Consider the following 17,233-nt stretch of genomic DNA (forward strand, 5'->3'; position numbering starts at 1 on the left):
GTCCTCCCCACCCGGGCATGATCACGCAAGTCTGACAGCGAGCCGACCGGCACCCGATCACAGGGAGAGGCACGCCCCATGACCACCACCGTCGAATACATCCGCTACCGGATCGCATTGGACGACCAGCAGGCCTTCGAGGACTCGTACCGGCAGGCCGCGGAGGCCCTGGCCGCGTCACCCGAGTGCATCGACTACGAGCTGGCCCGCTGCGAGGAGGAGAACGACCGGGAGCGCTACATCCTCCGCATCCGCTGGACGTCGGTCGACGCCCACCTCAACGGATTCCGCAAGGGCGAGCACTTCCCGGCGTTCTTCAGCGCGATCCGCCCGTACGTGAAGGCCATCGAGGAGATGCAGCACTACCGCGTCACCGACGTGGCCGGCCCCGGAAAGGCCGCACCCCAGTCATGAGCACCACACCCGGCACCACTCCCACCATCTACGAGTGGATGGGCGGAGCGGAGGCGATGAACCGCCTCACGGACGCCTTCTACGCGCACGCCCTGCAGGACGAGATCCTGGCCCCGGTCTTCGCGGGCATGGACTCGGAGCACCCCCAGCACGTCGCCGTCTGGCTGTCGGAGGTCTTCGGCGGCCCTGCGGAGTACTCGGCCCACCACGGCGGCCACCAGCACATGGCCACCAAGCACCTGGGCCGGGGCATCACCGAGCAGCAGCGCCGCCGCTGGGTGGACCTGCTGATGGACACGGCGGACGAGGTCGGCCTCCCGACGGACCCCGAATTCCGCGCGGTGTTCGCGTACTACATCGAGTGGGGCACCCGGATGGCCCTGATCTACTCGGGCCCCAACCCCCCACCGGTGGACGCGGCCGAGATCCCGGTCTGGTCCTGGGGCCAAACGCCCCCGTGGATCCCGAAGGGCTAGGGGGCCGGACCCTGTGGGGCAGAGGCGAGGCCTCTGCCCCACACCCACGTCCGGACCGCCCCGCAACCCCGTCCGGACCGCCCCGCACCTACTGCGCCAGAAGGACGTCCAACGCTCCGCTCTCGGCGTCGCCCCACCACTGGACGGCCCCCTCCACGACCTCCTGAAGGGTCTCCCACTCCCCCGGCCGGGCTCCGGCGTACGGCCGCCAGGAGGTCACCACCACCAACCGCCCCGGCGCCTGCGGCAGCCAGGACAGGTCGATCAGCGCGTCCCCCAGCGCGTCCCAGTTCCCCCCGAACCACTCCGGCACGGTCAGCGCCGCCCCCCACCGCCGCAAGAGCTCCGCCTTGCCGCGCACACCGGCCAGGTCCACCCGGAGCGTCGTCCAGCCCGCCTCCTCGGCGGCGGCCAGCGCCGGCCCGGGCGGCCGCGGATCCAGGGTCATCGCAGGACCGCCTTGAAGGTGTCGTAGTGGTCGTCCGTGTAGTAGAACTCCCCACCCTCACCGGTCACGATCCGCCGCGCCCCGCGGTCGCGCTCCCCCGGCGTCTTCACCGTGAACTCGTGGTAGTAGCCGCGCTTCTGCTTCGGCAGGACCTTCTCGAAGTTCCCGAACACGGTGCCGTCCTGCCGGTACGCGTACGGCCCGCCCTTGTCGATGAGCGAGAGCACTTCACGCGCCTGCGCCGGCAGCGCGTCCGCCCGTACGGTCGCCATTCCCTTGGCCCAGACGGGCGGCGCCGCGGAAGATCCCGGCGCCGAAGTGCCCGGCGCCGCCGAACCCCGCACGGAAGCCGATGCGGCAGCGGACGGCGCAGCCTTCTGCCCACCGCACCCCGCCGCGCCGGCCAGCGCGACGCAAAGGAGCAACGCTCCCACGACGCAACGCAGCAACGACCGGGGCACGTCCCTGAAGATCATGCACCGATCGTGCCAAATATCCGATTCGCTCGCGAATCGCCCGCCCGCCCGACCACCTGGTGACGGCGACCGGACGGCAACGGCCTCAGAGCGCGGACATCTTGGTGTAAGGGCTCAGAATTCTCTTCTGGACCGACCCGAAGTCGACCAGGACAGCGATCCCCTCCTCGATACCGACGACACGGCCGAGGCCGTGCTCATCGTGAGAGACCCGGTCGCCGACGCTGAACTGCCGGAGCGGCGGTTCCACGGGGGCCTTGAACGGGCTGGACGGCAAATGGCGGCGAGGTACTGCTGACTTTGTCATTGAGACCAGTATGCGCCCCACAGCCCCCCGCACGGGCCGCCGTTCGGATCTCAATTACGGCACCATCCGCCCCAGGACCCGTCCCGGGCCCGGGCAGGAAGGGGCCCCGGGGGTGTCGCGAAGGGACCGCGATCGACCCGGGAGGACTCAGTCGTCCGGGTCGGCCCGGTCCAGCGCCGGCCGCAGCCCCGGCTCCGACTCGGTCAGCAGGTAGTCCGCGACCGCCGTGTCGGTGACCAGGCTGGTCACCAGCCCGGAGCGGAGCACCGCCCCGATCGCGGAGGCCTTGCGCAGCCCGCCCGCGATGGCCACGACCTCGGGAATCCGCCGCAGCCGGTCCGCCTCGACGGTGATGCAGCGCTCACCGAGGTCCCGGCCCACGCGCCGCCCCTCGGCGTCGAACAGATGGGCCGACATTTCGGCCGCGACGCCGAGCGAGGCGTAGTGCGCCCGCTCCTCGTCCGTGAGCATGTCGTGGACGGTCGAGATCCCCGGCTCCCACGAGCCGATCGAGACCGCGGCGACCGTCACCTTGTCGAAGTACTCGAAGGCCCGGGCGATCCCCGTCTGGTTCCGCAGCGCGGCCGCGGTCGCCGGATCGGGGAGCAGCATGGGCGCGTAGATGGGGTGGGCGTCGCCGCCCGAGACCTGTGCGGCGCGCCGTACGGCCTCCACGGACCCGCGCTCGGCCGTACCGGCGTCGTACACGCCCGTCAGCTGCACCACGGTGCACTGGGGCAGCCGGTGCAGGGAGGCGGCCATGTGGATGGTCGACCGCCCCCACGCGAGGCCCAGTACGTCGCCCTCGTTGACGAGCTCGCCGAGCAGGTCGGCGGCGACCGCGCCCAGGTTCTCCGGGTCCGGCGCGTCCTCGGTCGCGTCGGCCGGGGACTCGACGACGACCGCGTGCCGCAGCCCGTACCGGGCCCGCAGCGCGTCGGACCGCTCCGCGTCGAGCTCGGCCGGCACCCGGATCTCGATCCGTACGAGATCGCGCTCCAGGGCGGTCTCCAGGACCCGGGCCACCTTGAAGCGGCTCACGCCGAACTCCTCGGCGATCTGGATCTTGGACTTGCCCTCCAGGTAGAAGCGGCGCGCCATGGCCGCCGCCTGCACCAGCTCCGCGGGTCCCATCCGCAGGGCTGACCGTCCCGCCGACATTGCAGACACCGCGTTCTCCTCACTGCTGTTCACACTCTCGACTCGCCGTTCATCCTGTCAGATCCGGCGGCCGTTGATCAGCCTGGACAGCTCCCGTTCATCGAGCCGTCCACGAACTCTCGTTTCAGTGGTCGCACGCCCAGGGCGCCGCGGCGATCGCCACGTCCGCCTGCTCCCGCAGGGTCCGTACGGCAGCGGCCGGGTCGACGGCCCCGTAGACCGCGCTTCCGGCGACGAACACGTCCGCGCCGGCCTCGGCACACCGCTCGATCGTCATGGCCGAGACCCCGCCGTCGACCTGGAGCCACAGCTCCAGTCCGTGCTTGGCGATGAGCTCCCGGGTGCGGCGGATCTTGGGGAGCATGATGTCGAGGAAGGGCTGGCCGCCGAAGCCGGGCTCGACCGTCATGATCAGCAGCATGTCGAGCTCGGGGAGGATGTCCTCGTACTGCTCGATCGGCGTGGCGGGCTTGAGCGCCATGGACGCCCGGGCCCCCTTGGCCCGGATCTCCCGCGCGAGCCGCACGGGCGCGGCGGCGGCCTCCGCGTGGAAGGTGACCGAACCGGCCCCGGCCTCGACGTACTGCGGGGCCCAGCGGTCCGGGTTCTCGATCATCAGGTGCAGGTCCAGCGGGATGTCCGTGGCGCGGCTCAGGGACTCCACGACGGGGACACCGAGGGTGAGGTTCGGGACGAAATGGTTGTCCATTACATCGACGTGCAGCCAGTCGGCCCCCTCGACGGCCTTCGCCTCCTCGGCGAGTCGGGCGAAGTCGGCGGACAGGATGCTGGGATAAATCTGAGCGGCCATGCCCCAAGCCTGCCATGCCGTGACGCACTTCCGGCCACGACCCCGCAACTGGACCGCCGGCCCCGGCCCGGCCCGCACCGGTGGCCGAGACCGCGACCTGTGCGACCGTGCTGTCATCGGGACGGCCCGGCCGTCGTCGGGGGGGCTCGGCCCGAGACGAAACGTACGATCCGCGGGGGCACCGGACCCGCCCCGGGCCCGCTCCGCCCCCGGGTCCCGCCCCTCCCCCGGGTCTAGCCCGTGCGCCGGATCAGCGCCAGGTACATCGCGTCCGTCCCGTGCAGGTGCGGCCACAGCTGTACGTCCGGGCCGTCGCCCAGGGCCGGCACCCCCGACATGTACGGCCTGGCGTCGATCAGTTCGGCGTCCACCGGCGAGGCGCCCGCGCCCCTGCCGCGCAGGACGTCGTCCACGACGACCCGGGTCTCGGCCAGGTGCGGCGAGCACGTCGCGTAGCCCACGACCCCGCCCACCCGGACCGCCGACAGGGCCTCCCGCAGCAGCGCGCGCTGGAGCGGGGCGAAGCCCTCCAGGTCCTCGGGGCGCCGCCGCCACCTGGCCTCCGGGCGGCGGCGCAGCGCGCCCAGCCCGGAGCAGGGGACGTCCATCAGGACCCGGTCGAAGGAGCCCGGCCGCCACGGCGGCCGGGTGCCGTCCGCCGCGATGACCTGGTACGGGCCGGGGTTGCCGGCCAGGGCGCGCTCGACCAGCCGCGCCCGGTGCGGCTGCTTCTCGGAGGCCAGCAGGAACGCCCCGCGCTGCGCCGCCAGCGCGCCCAGCAGGGCCGCCTTGCCGCCGGGTCCCGCGCAGCCGTCCAGCCAGCGCTCGTCGCGGCCCTCGACCGGCGCGGCCGCGAGGGCCATCGCCACCAGCTGGCTGCCCTCGTCCTGGACGCCGGCACGCCCGTCGCGCACCGCCTCCAGCGCGCCGGGCTCGCCGCCCTCGGCCATCCGCACGGCGTACGGAGACCAGCGCCCCGGCAGCGCCGAGTCCTCGCCGACCGCCTCCACCAGCTCGTCCGTCGTGGACCGGCCCGGCCGCGCCACCAGCGTGACCTCGGGCCGCTCGTTGTCGGCTTCGAGCAGGTCCTCGATACCGGCCCGGCCGCCGCCGAGGGCGTCCCACAGGGCGCTGACCACCCACCTCGGGTGCGAGTGGTACACCGCGAGGTGCTCCTCGGCGTCCTCCTCGTACGGCGGGGCCACGCGCTCCAGCCAGCCGTCCAGGTCGTGCGCCGCGATCTTGCGCAGCACGGCGTTCACGAACTTGGCGCGCCCGTCCCCGAGCACCACCCGGGCCAGCTCCACACTGGCCGACACCGCCGCGTGCGTCGGGATCCGGGTTCCCAGCAGCTGGTGGGCGCCGAGCGAGAGCACGTCCAGCACCGGCGGGTCCACCTCGCGCAGCGGCCGGTCGATGCAGGCCTTGATGACCGCGTCGTACGTGCCCTGCCGGCGCAGCGTCCCGTAGACGAGCTCGGTGGCCAGCGCCGCGTCCCGCGCCTCGAAGCCCTCCGTCTGCCGGGCCTTGCGCAGCAGCGGGGGCAGGACGAGGTTCGCGTAGGCGTCGCGCTCGTCCACCGCCCGCAGCGCCTCGAAGGCCAGCATCCGGACGGGGTCCTTCTTGGGGCGGCGGTACGGCTTGGCCTGCCGCTGGCCTGCGGCGCTGCGCGGGGGACGGGACTGATCGCTCACGTGAAAGGTGCTCCGGGTTTACGGGTGTACGAAATACGGCCGGGGTGTGCCGGTACGGATCAGCCTACGTCGGCGCCGCCGACGCGCTCACCGGGAGCGATCCGCACCCCGCGCGCCCAGTCCGCACCGCGCATCGGCTTCTTGCCCTGGGGCTGCACCCAGAGCAGCTCCACGGCGTGCGAGCCGGTGCCGACGTACACGTTGTTCTTGGCCGGGGCGAGTTCGCCGGGCGCCAGGTCCGTGCGGTCGGCGACCAGGCCGACGGAGATGAGCTTGAGCCGCTCCCCGCGGAAGACGGTCCACGCGCCGGGGGCCGGAGTGCAGCCGCGCACCACGCGGTCGGCGCGCATCGCGGGGGCGTTCCAGTCGATCCGGGCGTCCTCGACGGTGATCTTGGGCGCGAGCGAGACTCCGTCGGCGGGCTGTCCGACGGCGCGCAGCGTGCCGTCCTCGATGCCGTCCATGGTGGCGGCCAGCAGGCCGGAGCCGGCGAAGGCGAGGCGGGTCAGCAGGTCGCCGCTGGTGTCGGTGGGGCGGATCTCCTCGGTCAGGTGCCCGTAGACGGGTCCGGTGTCCAGTCCCTCCTCGATGAGGAAGGTGGAGGCTCCGGTGACCTGGTCGCCCGCCATGATCGAGTGCTGGACGGGGGCGGCCCCGCGCCACGCGGGCAGCAGCGAGAAGTGCAGGTTGATCCAGCCGTGACGGGGGATCTCCAGGGCGCTCTTGGGGATCAGCGCGCCGTACGCGACGACCGGGCAGCAGTCCGGACCGATCTCGCGCAGCCGGGCCTGGAAGTCGGGGTCTCGGGGCCGGGCGGGCTTGAGGACCTCGATGCCGGCCTCTTCGGCGCGCTCGGCGACCGGGCTGGCGACGAGCCGCCGGCCGCGGCCGGCGGGGGCGTCGGGGCGGGTGATGACGGCCGCGACCTCGTGCCGCCCGGAGGCGATGAGGGCGTCCAGGGCGGGCACGGCGACCTCGGGGGTGCCTGCGAAGACGAGCTTCACTGGGGTCCTACCTCGCTATCTCGGCTGTCAGCAGCGCACCAGTCTATGTTCCCGGTCCCGCGCGGGCCGCCCGGGCGGGTGGACGGAACCCGGCGGGTGGCCGTCGGCCCCTCCAGGGGGCTGCCGTGGGGCTCCGTACGCCCCGTCAGGGGGCGTACGCACACACACGCGCCTCTCGCATATGCCGACACGCCCCCGGTGCGTGACTTCAATGCCGTTTGGCGCGTTGGTCAAGAGAGATTGACCGAAACCGGGCCGCGCGATGAGATCGGTGTCTGCGGCCCGATCCGCTCTTCAGCACCGGTTCGAGAGGCTTCTTCATGGCCGACCACGCCACCCACGACGCCCAAGCACGGGCCAGCCTGCACCTCCTGGTGCGGGACATCGAGCGGGTTCGCCGGCAGGTGGATGCTCTGCGTACGCTCACCGCCCAGCTCGGCAACGTGTACCGCCCGCGCCGCTCCGGTCCCTCCACGGGCTTCGTCGTCTACGGCCGGGCCCCCGCGCCCACCGTCCGTCTCGCGCAGGAGCTGCGGGACAGCGTCGAGACGCTGGTGACCGCAGCGGTGGACTTCGACCGCTCGCTCGGCTTCTCGTGGGACGCCGTGGGTTCCGCGCTCGGCGTCACCAAGCAGGCCGTGCACCGGCGGTACGGTGCCCGGCGCGCCCAGGCCGCGGAGTCCGCGGAGCCGCTGGCCGAGGGGACGACCACGCGGACCCTCGGGCCGCTGCCCACGGTCCCGGCCGCCCGCTCGGTGCCGCCGCAGCCGCTGCGCGAGGAGTCCCAGGCCGCGACGGCGCCCCGCGCCGCGGCCGCCTTCCCGGGCCCCCGCAACGGCTGATCCGCCGCCGGCCGCCGGGACGCCGACTCTCCGACGGCCGGCCTGATCCCGTGAGACCGCCCCGCCCCCGCTGAGGACGCCCCCGCGGCCACCCCCACCGGGGGCGCTCGGCTGCACCCGTCGCTCCGGCGCGGGACGTCACCGTGGATGATGCCTCTGTCGGGGACGTCAGGGACGACGGAGAGGGGCGGTCATGGGCGTTGGCGTCAGGGCGGATCGCCGCGTACAGCTCAGGCGGCCGACGTCCTGAAGGGGCCGGTGGGGATGATCTCCGCCTCGTCGAAGAGCCGCTCCAGCGCCTCGTGGCCGTGACGCGCGCCGAACTCGATCTCGGCGCTCGTCACAGGCAGCGCCCAGAGCACGCGAGCGTGTCCCCCGGCTTCCCGCGGTTCCGGGCCGCCGCTCGAACGGCGCCTAGCCGATGTCCGGCGGGTCGATGCGGATGCGGACCGCCTCCGACGCCGGGACCCCGCGTGCCAGTCGCGCCGCCTGGGCCGACTTCAGGGCGGCCGCCAGAGCCGCCCCGCTGCCCGGCGGGACGCGGACCAGGGCCCGGTCCCCCGGCGAGGGCTCCCCGCGCCGCCCCGGGACCGGGACCGGACCCAGAACCTCCGCGTCCGGCGGCAGCCCGGCTCCGGCCAGGAAGGCCTCCACCGCCTCGCCCCGGCCCGCCACGGCCGCCATCCGCGACACCGGCGGAAACCCGAGCTGGGCCCGCTCCGCGAGCTCCCGTACGGCATGGCCCACCGGGTCCCACCGCACCAGCGCCTGGACCGGCCGCAGCGTCGGCTCCGCCACCACGACGACCTGGCCCTCCCCCCGGACCAGCGAGGCGGCCGCGATCCACCGGCGCAGCGCCTCCTCCCCGGCCCGCAGGTCGGGCCGGGTCAGCATCGCCCAGCCGTCCAGCAGCAGCGCCGCCGCGTACCCGGCGCCCGCCGCCACCGGCTCCGCCCCGGGGGTGCACACGACCAGCGCGGGGCGGTCCGGCACCTCGTCCAGGATGTGGTCGCGCCCGGAGGTCCGTACGGGCACGGCGGGGAAGGCCCGCCCGAGCTCCTCGGCGGTCCTGCGGGCACCCACCACCTGGGCGCGCAGCCGGAACGAGCCGCACTCCTCGCAGTGCCAGGCGCTCTCCTGCCGGCCGCACCAGCCGCAGTGCAGGTCCCGCGCGTCGGGGGCCTCCAGCGGCCCCGCGCAGACCTTGCAGCGGGCGGGGGCGCGGCAGCGCTCGCACGCCAGCCGCGGTGCGTAGCCTCGCCGCGGCACCTGGACGAGCACCGGCCCGGTCTTCAGCCCCTCCCGTACGGTTTCCCAGGCCAGGCTGGGCAGCCGGGCGGCGCGGGCCGCCTCGTCCCGGGCCAGGAGCTCGTCGCCCACGGTCCGGATCCGGGGCGCGCAGGCCCGTACCGTCTCGCGGTCGGCGACGAGCGGCCGCGCCCAGCCCGATTCGACCAGCTGGGCGGCTTCGACGGTGCAGCTGGTGCTCCCGGCGAGGAATGCGCAGCCGTCGCTGACCGCGCGCAGTTCGAGTACCTCGCGGACGTGCGGGAAGGGGGCACGGTCCTCGCCGTGGCTGGAGTCGCCGTCGTCCCAGACGGCGACCAGCCCGAGGTCCCGCACGGGCGCGAACATCGCGGCCCGGGTGCCGACGACGGCGCGCACCGAGCCCCGGCTCACGGCGAGCCACTGGCGGTAGCGCTTCTCCGGGCCGGATTCGGCGGTGAGCAGCGCGTGCCTGCCTTCGCCGAGCAGGGCGGTGAGCGCGGCGTCGACCCGGGCGGCGCAGCGCCCGTCGGGGACGACGGCGAGGGCGCCGCGGCCGGAGGCCAGGGTGGCGGCCATGGCCCGGGCCAGCTCGTCGGCCCAGCCGGGGCCGGGCAGCGCGGTCCACACGGCCCGCGGGGCGCCGCCGCCGGCCAGCGCACGCAGGAAGGCGGGGCCGGCGCCGTACCGCGCCCAGCCGCCCGGTTCGGGAGCGGCGGGCGGGGGCAGCGGCTCGGGCGAGGGCTTGGCCTCGGCGCGGGCGCTGCGCGCGGGCAGGGCGAGCTGGAGCACGTCGGCCAGGCTGCCGGCGTACCGGTCGGCGACGGCCCGGGCGAGGGCGAGCACGGACGGGCCGAGCACGATCTCGGGCGAGACGACCTGGGCGAGGGCGGCGAGGGCGCCGTCGTAGTCGGACTCGGCGCGCCGCTCGACGATGAACCCGTCGATGAGGCCGCCGCCCTCGCGGCGTCCGCCGTGGACGCGGTGGCCGCCGGCTCCGAAGCGCACCCGGACGCGGACGCCGGGGCGGGCGGCCTCGGAGAGCTCGGCGGGGACGGCGTAGTCGAAGAGCCGGTCGAGGTGGAGCACGCCCTTGTTGACGAGGACGCGGGCCACGGGCAGTTCCTCGGCGACGGCGGCCCCGCGCCAGGTGCGCGGTTTGGCCTTGGGGGCCTTGGCCTTCGCTTCGGCGACCATTTCCCGCATCAGCGCGAGCTGCTCCGGCGGGCCCCCCGCCCCGGTTTCGCTCTCGCCGTCGTTGCTGCTCACAGCTGCATTCTTACAAACGGCACCGACAGCGGACGCTCTCCCGAGATCAAGGCGGGCGGCGGCGGTGGAACAGTCCTTCAACACCGGGTTCGCGCCCGGCTCCAGATGAAGCCGTCATCCGGCGCACCGGGAGAGCAGGGCCACCATAGGCGTCCGGGCCGCGTCGATCAACGCAATACGGCCCCGGACCAGTGGAGGTCCGGGGCCGTACGGGCGCCCGCCGTGGGGCGGGTGTGCCTACCGGCTCGCGCCTACGGATTCGCGCCTACAGGCTCCCGCCTACAGATTCGCGCCTACAGGCTCGTGCCTACAGGCCGGCGGCCGCGCGCAGCGCGTCCACGCGGTCCGTGCGCTCCCAGGTGAAGTCCGGCAGCTCGCGGCCGAAGTGGCCGTACGCGGCGGTCTGGGCGTAGATCGGGCGCAGCAGGTCGAGGTCGCGGATGATCGCGGCGGGGCGGAGGTCGAAGACCTGGCCGATCGCGTCCTCGATCTTCTGGACCTCCACCTTGGCGGTGCCGAAGGTCTCGACGAAGAGGCCGACGGGCTCGGCCTTGCCGATGGCGTACGCGACCTGGACCTCGCAGCGCGAGGCGAGGCCGGCGGCGACCACGTTCTTGGCCACCCAGCGCATGGCGTACGCGGCGGAGCGGTCGACCTTGGACGGGTCCTTGCCCGAGAAGGCGCCGCCGCCGTGGCGGGCCATGCCGCCGTAGGTGTCGATGATGATCTTGCGGCCGGTGAGGCCGGCGTCGCCCATCGGGCCGCCGATCTCGAAGCGGCCGGTCGGGTTGACCAGCAGGCGGTAGCCCTCGGTGTCGAGCTTGATGCCGTCCTCGACGAGCTGGGCCAGCACGTGCTCGACGACGAACTCGCGGATGTCCGGGGCGAGCAGCGAGTCCAGGTCGATGTCCGAGGCGTGCTGCGAGGACACGACGACGGTGTCGAGGCGGACGGCCTTGTCCCCGTCGTACTCGATGGTGACCTGGGTCTTGCCGTCGGGGCGCAGGTACGGGATGGTGCCGTTCTTGCGGACCTCGGACAGGCGGCGCGAGAGCCGGTGCGCGATGTGGATCGGGAGCGGCATGAGCTCGGGGGTCTCGTCGCACGCGTAGCCGAACATCAGGCCCTGGTCGCCGGCGCCCTGCTTGTCGAGCTCGTCCTCGTCGCCCTCGACCCGCTTCTCGTACGCGGTGTCGACGCCCTGCGCAATGTCCGGGGACTGCGCGCCGATGGACACCGACACGCCGCAGGAGGCGCCGTCGAAGCCCTTCTTCGACGAGTCGTAGCCGATCTCGAGGATCTTGTCGCGGACGAGCTGGGCGATCGGCGCGTACGCCTTCGTCGTCACCTCACCGGCGATGTGGACGAGACCGGTGGTGATGAGGGTCTCCACGGCCACGCGCGAGGTGGGGTCCTCGGTGAGAAGTGCGTCGAGGATCGTGTCGCTGATCTGGTCAGCGATCTTGTCGGGGTGACCCTCGGTGACGGACTCCGAGGTGAACAGGCGACGGGACACAACGCTCCCTGGGGTTGCAGCGGCTGCTGGCTGATCATTTGGCGGAACCACACCGGGGGCTGCGCCCGATCACGTTCCGAGTGTGCAGTTTATCGGTCGCCACCGTTTGCCGGACCACCTGTCTCGCCCAATGGGAGCCATGTGACCTGCGGCACTCCATTCTGGCTCATGGAATCCGCTACGAGAAGGGTCGTCGCTCAGGCGCGCCGCGGGGCGAGTCGCGGTGCGATCTGGTCCCAGATCACCTCGGCCAGCGCCTCCTTCGGACCATAGGGGACCGGGGTTTCCGTCCCGTCGGAGGACAGGATGACCGCCTCGTTCTCCTCGGAACCGAAGGTCTTGGCTTCGCCGACCTCGTTCACGACGAGAAGATCACATCCCTTGCGGAGCAATTTGGCCCGGCCGTTCGCGAGCACGTCGTCCGTTTCGGCGGCGAAACCGACCACGACCTGGCCCTCCCTGGCACGCTCGGCCGAGATCTCGGCGAGGACGTCGGGGTTGCGGACGAGCGCCACGGGGGCCGGATCCTGCCCGTCCTTCTTCTTGATCTTGCCGCCGGCGTACTCCGCCGGCCGGAAGTCGGCCACGGCGGCGGCCATCACCACGGCGTCGGCGTCCGCCGCCGCCTTGAGCACGGCCTCGCGCAGCTGTACGGCCGTCCCGACCCGTACGACGTCCACCCCGGCCGGGTCGGCCAGCGCGGTGTTGGCCGCCACGAGGGTGACGCGGGCCCCGCGGGCGACGGCCGTACGGGCCAGCGCGTAGCCCTGCTTGCCGGAGGAGCGGTTGCCGAGGAAGCGGACCGGGTCGAGGGGCTCCCGCGTACCGCCGGCGCTGATCACCACGTGCCGGCCGGCCAGGTCGGGCGCGACCGCTCCGCGCGCCAGGACCGTGCGGCACACCTCGAAGATCTCCTCGGGGTCGGGCAGCCGCCCCTTGCCGGTGTCCTTGCCGGTGAGCCGGCCCACGGCGGGCTCGATGACGAGGGCCCCGCGGCGGCGCAGCGTGGCCACGTTCTCCCGGGTGGCCGGGTGCTCCCACATCTCGGTGTGCATGGCGGGGGCGAACACCACCGGGCAGCGGGCGGTGAGCAGCGTGTTCGTGAGCAGGTCGTCGGCGAGGCCGTGGGCGGCCTTGGCGAGCATGTCGGCGGTGGCGGGGGCGACGACGACGAGGTCGGCGCCCTGTCCGATGCGGACGTGCGGGACCTCGTGGACGGTCTCCCAGACCTCGGTCCCCGCCGGGTTGCCGGAGAGGGCGGCCCAGGTGGCCTCGCCCACGAAGTTCAGGGACGCCGCCGTGGGGACGACCCGTACCTCGTGCCCGGACTCGGTGAGCCGGCGCAGCAGCTCGCACGCCTTGTAGGCGGCGATCCCGCCGCTGACTCCGAGTACGACCTTCGGCTTACCCACCGCACACGCCCTCTCTCGCTGATCGTGATACCTGTCCATGACACACCACAGGCCCGGCAGATGTTCTGCCGGGCCTGTGGTGAAAGGAAATCTCTGTGGCCTTACTGGGCCGGGGCCTCGATGGCCTCGGAGGTCAGCAGACCCGCGTTGATCTCGCGCAGCGCGATCGAGAGCGGCTTCTCGTGGACGTGGGTGTCCACCAGCGGGCCGACGTACTCCAGCAGGCCCTCACCGAGCTGCGAGTAGTACGCGTTGATCTGACGCGCACGCTTGGCCGCGTAGATCACGAGGCTGTACTTCGAGTCCGTGGCCTCAAGCAGCTCGTCGATCGGCGGGTTGATGATGCCCTCGGGCGCGGTGATGGAAGAGGACACGCTCTACCTTCCGAAGAATGGGTGAATGATCAAGCATTGACCGAAATGAACGACGGTCAACGATCAGACAACTTCCATCAAGGCTAGCAGCTCGCGCGCCACGTCCTCGACGGAGGTGTTGACCAGGGTGGTGTCGAACTCGGACTCGGCAGCCAGTTCGACCTTGGCGGACTCCAGCCTGCGCTGGATGACCTCCGGTGATTCGGTGCCGCGGCCGGTGAGCCGGCGGACCAGCTCGTCCCAGCTCGGCGGTGCGAGGAAGACGAGCTGCGCCTCCGGCATGGACTCGCGGACGAGCCGCGCGCCCTGGAGGTCGATCTCCAGGAGAACGGGCTCGCCGTTCTCCAGTCGTTCCGCCACCGCGCCGCGCGGTGTGCCGTAGCGGTTGCCCGCGAACTCGGCCCACTCCAGCAGCTCGCCGTTGGCGATCAGCTTGTCGAACTCGTCGTCGTTGACGAAGAAGTAGTGGACTCCGTGTCGCTCACCGGGCCGCGGCTTGCGGGTGGTGGCCGACACCGAGAGCCATACCTCGGGGTGGACCTTGCGCATATGCGCGACGACCGTGCTCTTGCCGACCCCCGAGGGGCCGGAGAGCACGGTCAGCCGCGGACGAACCTCTGCTGCCATAGAGCGATTATCCAGGTTCTCGGGACTGCCTGAGAACGCCGGGAGAACTTCAGGCAACGCGTCAGCCGGCAGGAGTGCCGAACTCACGCTCCAGAGACGCGATCTGGTTGGAACCGAGACCTCGGACACGCCGGGACTCGGAGATGCCGAGGCGCTCCATGATCTGCTTGGCGCGGACCTTGCCCACGCCAGGCAGGGACTCCAGCAGGGCGGAGACCTTCATCTTGCCGATGACGTCGTTCTCCTGGCCCGTCTTGATGACCTCTTGGAGCGAGGCGCCGGAGTGCTTGAGTCGATTCTTCACCTCGGCCCGCTCCCGGCGAGCCGCGGCGGCCTTTTCGAGCGCGGCTGCGCGCTGTTCAGGGGTAAGGGGCGGAAGAGCCACGCCTACGTCACCTCGGATGTCGAACTGTCGGATACGGACCGGTGGGGAGCCCAAGGGCGCCACACCAGGCGAATGCCCGAACAGCGGTGGAACTCGTTCGCTGCTCGTCACTCTGATCGGAGACTAGCGGCCCGGACCGCTCCAGTCAGCGAGAACGGACGAAAAGTCCTGGTCAGCCTCCACTGAACCGTACATCACGGACAAAACACCCCTGTTTTGTCCGAGGAAGTACGTTCGAATTCCGTCAGCTCGAACGAGCCGCGAGTGCGCCCGGAGCCTGGGGACACCCCCTAAGCCGGGACCGCCTCCCGGATCTCGGCCGCGAAGCGCGCCGCCGCGTCCTGGAGCCCGGCCGGGTACGGACCGTGGCGGAGCACCCCGCGGGAGACGTTCGGGACCACGTTGCGCGCGGCCTCCCCGAAGACCGCCGGGAGGTCGGCGGCGGAAGCGCCCTGGGCGCCGACGCCCGGGGCCAGCAGGGGGCCGTTGATGTCCAGGTCGAAGGAGGACAGGTCGCCGAGGGTGGCGCCGACCACCGCGCCGAAGGAGCCCAGGGGCTCGGCACCGGCGTTCTCGGCCGCCAGGTGGCGCAGCATGGTCGCGCCGACGCTCAGACCGTCCTCGCGCACCGCCCGCTGCACCTCGGCGCCCTCGGGGTTCGAGGTGAGGGCCAGCACGAACAGGCCGGCGCCGTTCTCCCGCGCCAGGTCCACGGCCGGCTTCAGGGAGCCGTAGCCGAGGTACGGGGAGACCGTGAGGGCGTCCGAGAACAGCGGGGAGTCCTTGTGCAGGAAGGTCTCGGCGTACGCGGCCATGGTGGAGCCGATGTCGCCGCGCTTGGCGTCCATGACGACCAGGCCGCCCGCCGCACGGACGTCGGCGACTGTGTTCTCCAGCACGGCCACGCCGCGGGAGCCGAAGCGCTCGAAGAAGGCGGCCTGCGGCTTGAAGACGGCCACCTGTCCGGCCAGCGCCTCCACCACGGTGCGGGAGAACCGCTCCAGGCCCGCGACGTTGTCGTCCAGGCCCCAGGAGGCCAGCAGCGAGGCGTGCGGGTCGATGCCCACGCAGAGAGGGCCGCGGGTGTCCATCGCCTCGCGGAGGCGGGTGCCGAAGGGGGTCACAGGGCTGCCTTTCGGGTCTCGGCGCCGACCGCGTCGGCGAGGGTCGCGTAGGGGCTGGCGGCCAGGCGGGCGGCCAGGCCCTTGTGGATGGCCCGGGCGTAGAACGGGCCCTCGTAGATGAAGGCGCTGTAGCCCTGGATCAGGGTGGCACCGGCGAGGATCCGCTGCCAGGCGTCCTCGGCGTTCTCGATGCCGCCCACGCCAATCAGGACAATCCGGTCGCCTACACGAGCGTACAGCCGTCGCAGGACTTCCAGGGAGCGCTCCTTGACCGGGGCGCCGGACAGGCCTCCGGTCTCCTTCACGAGGTCCGGGGCGGACTTCAGGCCCAGCCCCTCGCGCGCGATGGTGGTGTTGGTCGCGATGATGCCGTCCAGGCCGAGCTCCAGGGCCAGGTCGGCGACCGCGTCCACGTCCTCGTCCGCGAGGTCCGGGGCGATCTTGACGAGCAGCGGGACCCGGCGGTCGGTCACGGTGCGGTCCGCGGCCTCCCGTACGGCCGTCAGGAGCGGGCGCAGGGACTCGGTGGCCTGGAGGTTGCGCAGGCCGGGGGTGTTCGGCGAGGAGACGTTCACCACGAGGTAGTCGGCGTGGCGGGCCAGGCGCTCGGTGGAGGCGACGTAGTCCGCCACCGCCTCCTCCTCCGGCACGACCTTGGTCTTGCCGATGTTGACGCCCACGACGGTCTTGAAGACCGGCACGCGGGCCCCCAGGCGGGCCGCCACGGCCGCCGAGCCCTCGTTGTTGAAGCCCATGCGGTTGATCAGCGCGCGGTCCGGCACGAGCCGGAACAGCCGCTTCTTCGGATTGCCGGGCTGCGCCTGCGCCGTGACCGTGCCGATCTCGACGTGGTCGAAGCCGAGCATCGACATGCCGTCGATCGCGACGGCGTTCTTGTCGAAGCCGGCCGCGAGCCCGAAGGGGCCGTGCATGCGCAGGCCGAGGGCCTCGGTGCGCAGCTCCTCGAACCGGGGGGCCAGGGCCGCCGCGGCGAAGGTGCGCAGGACGGGGGTGCGGGCCGCGAGCCGGATCCAGCGGAAGGCCGTGTAGTGGGCCTGCTCCGGGTCCATCCGCTTGAAGACGAGGTTGAAGAAGAGTTTGTACATGTCGAGAAGATCCCTTGTGCGCTCATGACGAGGGGGACACCGACGCGCGTCGCGCATCCGTGTCCCCCTCCTCGTACGGGCTGCTAGTCGCGGGCCGCGGTCAGCTGCTCCGCGTGCTCCTGGAGCGAGCGCACGCCCACGTCGCCGTGGTTGAGCGCGTCGATGCCCTGGACGGCCGCGGCGAGCGCCTGGACCGTGGTCAGGCACGGGACCCCGCGGGCCACGGCCGCCGTGCGGATCTCGTAGCCGTCGAGGCGGCCGCCGGTGCCGTACGGGGTGTTGACGATGAGGTCGACCTGGCCGTCGTGGATGAGCTGGACGATGGTCTTCTCGCCGCCGGGGCCTTCGCCTTCGCTGAGCTTGCGGACGATGGTCGCGTTGATGCCGTTGCGGCGCAGCACCTCGGCCGTGCCGGAGGTGGCCATCAGTTCGAAGCCGTGGTTGACGAGTTCGCGGGCCGGGAAGATCATCGAGCGCTTGTCGCGGTTGGCGACGGAGATGAAGGCGCGGCCCTTGGTGGG

General features: G+C 72.6%; 19 protein-coding genes and 1 pseudogene. 3 read left to right on the top strand and 17 right to left on the bottom strand.

The features are described 5' to 3' along the window. The first annotated feature begins 78 nt into the window (after window positions 1-78). Together ACFYXV_RS30745 and ACFYXV_RS30750 are read left to right on the top strand one after the other, a co-directional pair. On the top strand, window positions 79-414 hold the full coding sequence (locus tag ACFYXV_RS30745; RefSeq protein WP_030157498.1) for a putative quinol monooxygenase: 336 nt from the start codon (window positions 79-81) through the stop codon (window positions 412-414). Further along, complete coding sequence (locus tag ACFYXV_RS30750; RefSeq protein ID WP_389384641.1) at window positions 411-890, top strand: group II truncated hemoglobin; 480 nt, start codon at window positions 411-413, stop codon at window positions 888-890. Before ACFYXV_RS30745 ends, ACFYXV_RS30750 begins: the two co-directional genes overlap by 4 nt. Before the next feature lie 88 nt (window positions 891-978). Here ACFYXV_RS30750 and ACFYXV_RS30755 read toward each other — a convergent pair whose 3' ends face one another. The 7 genes from ACFYXV_RS30755 to fmt all read right to left on the bottom strand — a co-directional run bounded on the left by ACFYXV_RS30755 (window position 979) and on the right by fmt (window position 6,791). Then, window positions 979-1,338 carry a barstar family protein gene (locus ACFYXV_RS30755; RefSeq protein ID WP_385474707.1) on the bottom strand — a complete coding sequence of 120 codons (360 nt, stop codon included), beginning with the start codon at window positions 1,336-1,338 and terminating at the stop codon, window positions 979-981. Next, on the bottom strand, window positions 1,335-1,814 hold the full coding sequence (locus tag ACFYXV_RS30760; protein ID WP_385474705.1) for a ribonuclease domain-containing protein: 480 nt from the start codon (window positions 1,812-1,814) through the stop codon (window positions 1,335-1,337). The genes ACFYXV_RS30755 and ACFYXV_RS30760 overlap by 4 nt, the downstream gene beginning before the upstream one ends. An 85-nt stretch (window positions 1,815-1,899) precedes the next feature. Further along, entirely contained in the window at window positions 1,900-2,121 is a 222-nt protein-coding gene (locus ACFYXV_RS30765) for a CarD family transcriptional regulator (protein WP_030157491.1), read from the bottom strand. 147 nt (window positions 2,122-2,268) lie between these two features. Further along, window positions 2,269-3,282: a sugar-binding transcriptional regulator gene (locus ACFYXV_RS30770; protein WP_383348974.1), complete on the bottom strand. Its 1,014-nt coding sequence runs from the start codon at window positions 3,280-3,282 to the stop codon at window positions 2,269-2,271. 124 nt (window positions 3,283-3,406) lie between these two features. Next, window positions 3,407-4,093, bottom strand: coding sequence for a ribulose-phosphate 3-epimerase (gene rpe / locus ACFYXV_RS30775; RefSeq protein ID WP_389384642.1), 687 nt, complete (start codon window positions 4,091-4,093; stop codon window positions 3,407-3,409). Window positions 4,094-4,326: 233 nt separating this feature from the next. After that, a complete protein-coding gene (locus ACFYXV_RS30780) occupies window positions 4,327-5,787 on the bottom strand; it encodes an RsmB/NOP family class I SAM-dependent RNA methyltransferase (protein WP_385474703.1) in 1,461 nt (486 codons plus the stop codon). A gap of 59 nt (window positions 5,788-5,846) precedes the next feature. Next, the gene (fmt, locus tag ACFYXV_RS30785) at window positions 5,847-6,791 is read right to left on the bottom strand and encodes a methionyl-tRNA formyltransferase (RefSeq protein WP_385474701.1); all 945 of its coding nucleotides are present in this window, start codon (window positions 6,789-6,791) and stop codon (window positions 5,847-5,849) included. A 320-nt stretch (window positions 6,792-7,111) separates the two neighbouring features. Between fmt and ACFYXV_RS30790 the strand changes: the two genes are divergently transcribed. Continuing rightward, a complete protein-coding gene (locus tag ACFYXV_RS30790) occupies window positions 7,112-7,633 on the top strand; it encodes a hypothetical protein (RefSeq protein WP_048477863.1) in 522 nt (173 codons plus the stop codon). A 230-nt stretch (window positions 7,634-7,863) separates the two neighbouring features. On the opposite strand, the gene ACFYXV_RS30795 is transcribed toward ACFYXV_RS30790, so the two are convergent. The 10 genes and pseudogenes from ACFYXV_RS30795 to carB all read right to left on the bottom strand — a co-directional run. After that, window positions 7,864-7,995: a hypothetical protein gene (locus tag ACFYXV_RS30795; RefSeq protein ID WP_389384643.1), complete on the bottom strand. Its 132-nt coding sequence runs from the start codon at window positions 7,993-7,995 to the stop codon at window positions 7,864-7,866. Between the two features lie 52 nt (window positions 7,996-8,047). Next, a complete protein-coding gene (locus ACFYXV_RS30800) occupies window positions 8,048-10,168 on the bottom strand; it encodes a primosomal protein N' (protein WP_389384644.1) in 2,121 nt (706 codons plus the stop codon). Window positions 10,169-10,475: 307 nt separating this feature from the next. Then, a complete protein-coding gene (gene metK, locus ACFYXV_RS30805; protein ID WP_030873691.1) occupies window positions 10,476-11,684 on the bottom strand; it encodes a methionine adenosyltransferase in 1,209 nt (402 codons plus the stop codon). A gap of 197 nt (window positions 11,685-11,881) precedes the next feature. After that, the gene (gene coaBC, locus ACFYXV_RS30810) at window positions 11,882-13,096 is read right to left on the bottom strand and encodes a bifunctional phosphopantothenoylcysteine decarboxylase/phosphopantothenate--cysteine ligase CoaBC (protein WP_389384645.1); all 1,215 of its coding nucleotides are present in this window, start codon (window positions 13,094-13,096) and stop codon (window positions 11,882-11,884) included. 101 nt (window positions 13,097-13,197) lie between these two features. After that, entirely contained in the window at window positions 13,198-13,470 is a 273-nt protein-coding gene (gene rpoZ / locus ACFYXV_RS30815; RefSeq protein WP_004948662.1) for a DNA-directed RNA polymerase subunit omega, read from the bottom strand. Window positions 13,471-13,533: 63 nt separating this feature from the next. Continuing rightward, complete coding sequence (gene gmk, locus ACFYXV_RS30820; RefSeq protein ID WP_366105169.1) at window positions 13,534-14,097, bottom strand: guanylate kinase; 564 nt, start codon at window positions 14,095-14,097, stop codon at window positions 13,534-13,536. A gap of 61 nt (window positions 14,098-14,158) precedes the next feature. Beyond that, window positions 14,159-14,482, bottom strand: coding sequence for an integration host factor (locus ACFYXV_RS30825; RefSeq protein ID WP_008740406.1), 324 nt, complete (start codon window positions 14,480-14,482; stop codon window positions 14,159-14,161). Window positions 14,483-14,772: 290 nt separating this feature from the next. Further along, a complete protein-coding gene (gene pyrF / locus ACFYXV_RS30830) occupies window positions 14,773-15,606 on the bottom strand; it encodes an orotidine-5'-phosphate decarboxylase (protein ID WP_385474694.1) in 834 nt (277 codons plus the stop codon). Further along, window positions 15,603-16,712 (bottom strand): quinone-dependent dihydroorotate dehydrogenase, encoded by a 1,110-nt coding sequence (locus ACFYXV_RS30835; protein WP_389384646.1) that lies wholly within the window; start codon window positions 16,710-16,712, stop codon window positions 15,603-15,605. The genes pyrF and ACFYXV_RS30835 overlap by 4 nt, the downstream gene beginning before the upstream one ends. 83 nt (window positions 16,713-16,795) lie before the next feature. After that, a pseudogene (gene carB, locus ACFYXV_RS30840) lies at window positions 16,796-17,233 on the bottom strand (carbamoyl phosphate synthase large subunit); the annotation flags it as partial.

This window comes from Streptomyces sp. NPDC002181 (assembly GCF_042890485.1).
Classification (GTDB): Bacteria; Actinomycetota; Actinomycetes; order Streptomycetales; family Streptomycetaceae; genus Streptomyces.

Bases quoted from the DNA above. Each gene is read 5' to 3' on its own strand.
- ACFYXV_RS30760 (WP_385474705.1), bottom strand. From the start codon at position 1,814: ATGATCTTCAGGGACGTGCCCCGGTCGTTGCTGCGTTGCGTCGTGGGA.
- ACFYXV_RS30770 (WP_383348974.1), bottom strand. From the start codon at position 3,282: ATGTCGGCGGGACGGTCAGCCCTGCGGATGGGACCCGCGGAGCTGGTG.
- rpe (WP_389384642.1), bottom strand. From the start codon at position 4,093: ATGGCCGCTCAGATTTATCCCAGCATCCTGTCCGCCGACTTCGCCCGA.
- ACFYXV_RS30755 (WP_385474707.1), bottom strand. From the start codon at position 1,338: ATGACCCTGGATCCGCGGCCGCCCGGGCCGGCGCTGGCCGCCGCCGAG.
- gmk (WP_366105169.1), bottom strand. From the start codon at position 14,097: ATGGCAGCAGAGGTTCGTCCGCGGCTGACCGTGCTCTCCGGCCCCTCG.
- ACFYXV_RS30790 (WP_048477863.1), top strand. From the start codon at position 7,112: ATGGCCGACCACGCCACCCACGACGCCCAAGCACGGGCCAGCCTGCAC.
- ACFYXV_RS30765 (WP_030157491.1), bottom strand. From the start codon at position 2,121: ATGACAAAGTCAGCAGTACCTCGCCGCCATTTGCCGTCCAGCCCGTTC.
- ACFYXV_RS30750 (WP_389384641.1), top strand. From the start codon at position 411: ATGAGCACCACACCCGGCACCACTCCCACCATCTACGAGTGGATGGGC.
- ACFYXV_RS30835 (WP_389384646.1), bottom strand. From the start codon at position 16,712: ATGTACAAACTCTTCTTCAACCTCGTCTTCAAGCGGATGGACCCGGAG.
- ACFYXV_RS30745 (WP_030157498.1), top strand. From the start codon at position 79: ATGACCACCACCGTCGAATACATCCGCTACCGGATCGCATTGGACGAC.